Genomic DNA, 5,154 nt, shown 5'->3' with positions numbered 1-5,154 from the left:
GCTGCTGCCCCCGCACGCGGGCCCCCCCCCCGCCCCCGAAACGCCCCGGGGGGCCACCCCCGTGGGGGGGGCCGCGCAGCCCGGCCGGGGCGTGCGCGCGCGGGGCACCGGTGATGTGTCGTCACCGGTCCGCCGCGCGCTCATCAGGCGCCTCGTCGGCCTACTTGGATTCGACGCGCCCGAGCGGGCTGGTGTCCGCCGTCAGCGCGTCAACCGCCGTCTTCCACGCGGAATCCCCGGGGTACAGCTCGCTGCGGAGGTAGGCCCAGGTGAGCCGCTGGACGGCGGACACGCGCTCCGGGTTCTCGTCCGTGGTCTCGGCGACGTCATATCCGGCGATCCCGCCGAGCCCGTGCTCCGCGTCGAACAGGGTGAGCAGGGACTTGGGGCCCGGGGCGAGGGTGTACGGATCGGTGTGCCAGTCCGGGCCCATGACCGTCAGATGGGCGGAGGCGTCCTTGTCTCCGGCGACCACGAGTGCGGGTGTCGTCATCGCGGAGAAGTCCGTGGTCAGGAAGAACGGCATGGTCTCGGCCACGGACGGGGTGAGGGCGTCGCCGCCCCGGCCGGGTGCGGTGAACAGGACCCCCGCCGTGATGCGGGGCTCGGCCAGGTTCACTTCGCGGCCGTCGTCAGGGTCGGTGAGCCGGGCGCCGAGCAACAGGCTCGCGGTGTGCCCGCCCATCGAGTGCCCGGCCACGGCGACCTTGCCGTGGTCCAGCCGCCCGCTCAGCTGCGGGACGGCCGCCTCGATCGCGTCGAGCCGGTCCAGGACGCGCGTCATGTCCTCGGCCCGTGAGCGCCAGAACAGGGGCGCGCCGGGAGTGTCGGGGTCGAGCTTCAGCGACCTGGAGCTGAGGTGGGTGGGCTGGATGACGACGAAGCCGTGCGCCGCCCAGAAGTTGGCGAGGGGCGCGTAGCCGTTGAGCGAGGAGAGGTGATTCGAGTAGCCGTGGCCGTGCGAGAGGAGGAGGACCGGCAGGTCGCTCCCGGTCACGGGCGCCGAGACGCGTATCTCCAGGTCCACGGCCCGGTCGGGGGCGGGCAGCACGACCGGGGCGACCGAGAGGACGGGGGCGGGCGACCTGAACGGGTCGTCGGTGTAGGGCAGTTCACTCATGATGCGGGGTTCCCTTCCAGGACAGAAAGCACCTGCGCTTCGACCGCGATCGAAACGGAGCGCCGTTCCGGTTAATATACGGAGCGGCGTTCCGTTTCGTCAACGGACCTCGGGCGTACGGCGCGAGAGGGAGGAAAGGGAGGAGAACCGGGGGGCGTCGCCGCGCACCAGGGGGCGCCGGGCGGTCGCGTCTGATTTACCGTCGGCCACGCCGACAAACCCCGGACGGGCCACGATCATCTTATCGAGTTAATACCGACAGTTACCTGAGGCCGACTGGACGTACCGGCGGCTACTGTTCCCCGGGTCTGGACGGATTCCCGGACGTTTGTCCCCTCCCTTCCTCTTTTCCGGTGACGCGCACGCGCGCGGGGCCACCGCCCTTACGAAGGAGAGCTCGCCCGATGACTGTTGGTACCAGCCCGGAAGCCCCTCAGGAGCCGACTCGGCAGTCCAGCCTGAGCACGGCGGCCGCCCGCAACCTTGCCACCACGACCAAGTCCGCGCCGCAGATGCAGGGGATCACCTCCCGCTGGCTGCTGCGGTCGCTCCCCTGGGTCGAGGTCAAGGGCGGCACCTACCGGGTGAACCGTCGGCTGAGTTACACCGTCGGCGACGGGCGCGTGGAGTTCGTCCAGGACGGTGGCACCGTCCGGGTGATCCCCCGCGAACTCGGCGAACTGGCCCTGCTGCGCGGCTTCGAGGACGTGGAGGTGCTGACGGCCATCGCCGACCGGTGCGTCCAGCACGACTTCCGTGCCGGGGAGACGCTGGTCGAACGCGGGGCGCCCGCCGAGCAGTTCCACATGATCGCCCACGGCCGCGTCAGCCGGACCACCGTCGGCAAATACGGTGACGAGGTCGCCGTCGCCGTACTCGCCGACGGCGACCGGTTCGGTGAGGACGCCCTGCTGGACACTGACGCCACATGGGACGCCACCGCCACCGCCGAGACCTCCGGCACCCTGCTCACCCTGTCCCGCGCCGACTTCAGCGCCGTGCTCTCCTCGGCACCAAGCCTCCAGGCCCACGTCCAGGAGTTCCGTTCGCGCCTCGGCCAGCGGCAGAACCATCGCGGCGAGGCCGAGATCGCCCTGTCGGCCGGTCACACCGGCGAACCCGCGCTGCCCGGCACGTTCGTCGACTACGAGCTGAAGCCGCGCGAGTACGAACTCTCCGTGGCGCAGACCGTGCTGCGCATCCACACCCGGGTCGCCGACCTCTACAACGAGCCGATGGACCAGACCGAGGAGCAGCTGAGGCTCGTCATCGAGGCGCTGCGCGAGCGCCAGGAACACGAGCTGGTCAACAACCGGGAGTTCGGTCTGCTCCACAACGCCGACTTCAAGCAGCGCATCCAGACCCACTCCGGTCCGCCCACCCCGGACGACCTCGACGAGCTGCTCTGCCGCCGCCGCGGGTCCAAGTTCTTCCTCGCCCACCCCCGGACGATCGCGGCGATCGGGCGCGAGTTCAACTCCCGGGGGCTCTATCCGACCCATGTCGACCTCGGCGGGCAGCAGGTCCCGGCCTGGCGCGGTGTCCCGATCCTGCCCTGCAACAAGATCCCCATCTCCAAGGAGAACACCAGCTCGGTCCTGGTGATGCGCACCGGCGAGGACAACCAGGGGGTCATCGGCCTGCGTCAGACCGGTCTGCCGGAGGAGTTCGAACCGGGGCTGTCGGTGCGCTTCATGGGCATCGACGAGAAGGCGATCATCTCGTACCTCGTCAGCGCCTACTACTCCGCCGCCATCCTGGTGCCGGACGCCCTCGGCGTGCTGGAGAACGTGCAGATCGCCCGCAGCCGCGACTAGCGGTCCGTCCAGGACAGCCACCCACCCCACCGAGGAGTCTTGGATGCCCGCGCCCGAGTTTTCCCCTCCGACATCCCTGCCCGGCCTGGGACGGATCCCGCACGGCCCCAGCGGTCTGGGTACGGCAAGCCTCCACCCGGCCCGGCGCGAGTCCGCACCGCCGGAAGCCACGCCGGAAGCCACGCCGGAGGCTCCAGCGGAAGGCACCCCGATCCCGGGCCTCTACTACCACCCGGTGCCGGAGCCCGACCCCGGGCGGGTGGAGGAGGTCAGCCGCAGGATCAAGGCCTGGGCGCTGGACGAGGTCGACCTGTACCCCGAGGACTGGGAGGACCAGTTCGACGGCTTCTCCGTGGGGCGCTACATGGTCGCCTGCCATCCCGACGCGCCCACCGTCGACCACATCATGCTCGCCACCCGCCTGATGGTCGCCGAGAACGCGGTGGACGACTGCTACTGCGAGGACCACGGAGGCTCACCCATCGGCCTCGGCGGACGACTTCTGCTGGCGCACACCGCCCTCGATCCGCTGCACACGGCGAAGGAGTACGAGCCGCAGTGGGCGCGGTCGCTCCATTCGGACGCGCCCCGGCGCGCCTACCGCTCGGCCATGGAGTACTTCTGCCGCGAGGCCAGCGCCTCCCAGGCCGACCGGTTCCGGCACGACATGGCCCGGCTGCACATGGGGTACCTCGCCGAGGCCGCCTGGGCCGAGACGGACCACGTCCCCGAGGTGTGGGAGTACCTGGCGATGCGCCAGTTCAACAACTTCCGCCCCTGCCCCACCATCACCGACTCCGTCGGCGGTTACGAACTCCCGGCCGACCTGCACGCCCAGCCCGCCATGCAGCGGGTCATCGCGCTCGCCGGGAACGCCACCACCATCGTGAACGACCTGTACTCGTACACCAAGGAACTCGCCAGCCCCGGCCGTCACCTGAACCTGCCGGTGGTGATCGCCGAGCGTGAGGGCCTCTCCGAGCGCGAGGCCTATCTGAAGGCCATCGAGGTCCACAACGACCTCATGCACGACTTCGAGGCCGAGGCCGCGGCCCTGGCCGCCGCCTGTCCCGTGCCCACCGTGGCCCGCTTTCTGCGGGGCGTGGCCGTATGGGTCGACGGCAACCACTACTGGCACCAGACCAATACCTACCGCTACAGCCTGCCCGACTTCTGGTAGAGAGAATGGACTTATCCATGACCAGCACCGAGTTCACCGCCGACGTCGCCACCTCCGCCGCCCCCGCCGGTGCCTCCGTGTTCATCCCCAACCCGGTGACGCCCTACCAGGGGGACATCGCCCGCTACTGGGATCGCGAGGCCAGGCCCGTGAACCTGCGCCTCGGCGATGTCGACGGCCTGTATCACCACCACTACGGCATCGGCGACGTCGACCACGCCGCCCTCGGCGACCCGGGCGAGAGCACGTACGAGAAGAAGCTGATCGCCGAGCTGCACCGCCTGGAGTCGGCGCAGGCCGAACTGCTCCTGGACCACCTCGGCCCCATCGGGCGCGACGACACGCTCGTGGACGCGGGATGCGGCCGCGGCGGCTCGATGGTCATGGCCCACCAGCGCTTCGGCTGTACGGTGCGGGGCGTCACGCTGTCGGCCAAGCAGGCCGACTTCGCCAATCGGCGGGCCCGCGAACTCGGCATCGAGGACCATGTCAGCGCCCGCGTCTGCAACATGCTCGGTACGCCCTTCGAGACCGGGCAGGCCGCGGCCTCGTGGAACAACGAGTCGAGCATGTACGTCGACCTGCACGACCTCTTCGCCGAGCACTCGCGCATCCTCGCGGTCGGCGGCCGCTACGTGACCATCACCGGCTGCTGGAACCCGCGTTACGGCCAGCCCTCGAAGTGGGTCTCCCAGATCAACGCGCACTTCGAGTGCAACATCCACTCCCGTCGGGAGTACCTGCGCGCCATGGCCGACAACCGCCTCGTACCGCAGGCCGTCGTCGACCTCACGCCCGCGACGCTGCCCTACTGGGAGCTGCGGGCCACGTCCTCCCTGGTCACTGGCATCGAGGAGGCGTTCATCAACTCCTACAAGGACGGCTCTTTCCAGTACGTCCTGATCGCGGCCGACCGCGTCTGACCGTCTGCTCGCAACACGACAGGGCCGGTCCCGTCCTCGGACGGGACCCGCCCTGTAGTCAGTTGGGTGTGGTTGTGTTTCGGTAGCCGAAGGGGCCCGGGTAGTCCAACCACG

3 protein-coding genes and 1 pseudogene are annotated in these 5,154 nt (G+C 70.0%); 3 read left to right on the top strand and 1 reads right to left on the bottom strand.

The window, feature by feature from the left end:
* Positions 1-160 precede the first annotated feature (160 nt).
* Positions 161-1,120, bottom strand: a complete 960-nt coding sequence (locus tag ACFV9T_RS42540; protein WP_385449217.1) for an alpha/beta hydrolase family protein — start codon at positions 1,118-1,120, stop codon at positions 161-163.
* 404 nt (positions 1,121-1,524) lie between these two features.
* Here ACFV9T_RS42540 and ACFV9T_RS42535 point away from each other — a divergent pair, with 404 nt between their 5' ends.
* The 3 genes and pseudogenes from ACFV9T_RS42535 to ACFV9T_RS42525 all read left to right on the top strand — a co-directional run bounded on the left by ACFV9T_RS42535 (position 1,525) and on the right by ACFV9T_RS42525 (position 5,040).
* Positions 1,525-2,937 (top strand): family 2B encapsulin nanocompartment shell protein, encoded by a 1,413-nt coding sequence (locus tag ACFV9T_RS42535; RefSeq protein WP_385449214.1) that lies wholly within the window; start codon positions 1,525-1,527, stop codon positions 2,935-2,937.
* An 85-nt stretch (positions 2,938-3,022) separates the two neighbouring features.
* Positions 3,023-4,117, top strand: a pseudogene (locus ACFV9T_RS42530) (family 2 encapsulin nanocompartment cargo protein terpene cyclase); the annotation flags it as partial.
* Positions 4,118-4,134: 17 nt separating this feature from the next.
* Positions 4,135-5,040 carry a geranyl diphosphate 2-C-methyltransferase gene (locus ACFV9T_RS42525; protein WP_385449212.1) on the top strand — a complete coding sequence of 302 codons (906 nt, stop codon included), beginning with the start codon at positions 4,135-4,137 and terminating at the stop codon, positions 5,038-5,040.
* The last annotated feature ends 114 nt before the right edge of the window (positions 5,041-5,154 follow it).

Source organism: Streptomyces sp. NPDC059850 (assembly GCF_042731515.1).
Lineage (GTDB): Bacteria > Actinomycetota > Actinomycetes > Streptomycetales > Streptomycetaceae > Streptomyces.
The sequence above is the reverse complement of the archived record's forward strand: the minus strand, read 5'-3'. Positions and strand labels throughout refer to the sequence as shown.

Bases quoted from the DNA above. Each gene is read 5' to 3' on its own strand.
- ACFV9T_RS42540 (WP_385449217.1), bottom strand. From the start codon at position 1,120: ATGAGTGAACTGCCCTACACCGACGACCCGTTCAGGTCGCCCGCCCCC.
- ACFV9T_RS42535 (WP_385449214.1), top strand. From the start codon at position 1,525: ATGACTGTTGGTACCAGCCCGGAAGCCCCTCAGGAGCCGACTCGGCAG.
- ACFV9T_RS42525 (WP_385449212.1), top strand. From the start codon at position 4,135: ATGACCAGCACCGAGTTCACCGCCGACGTCGCCACCTCCGCCGCCCCC.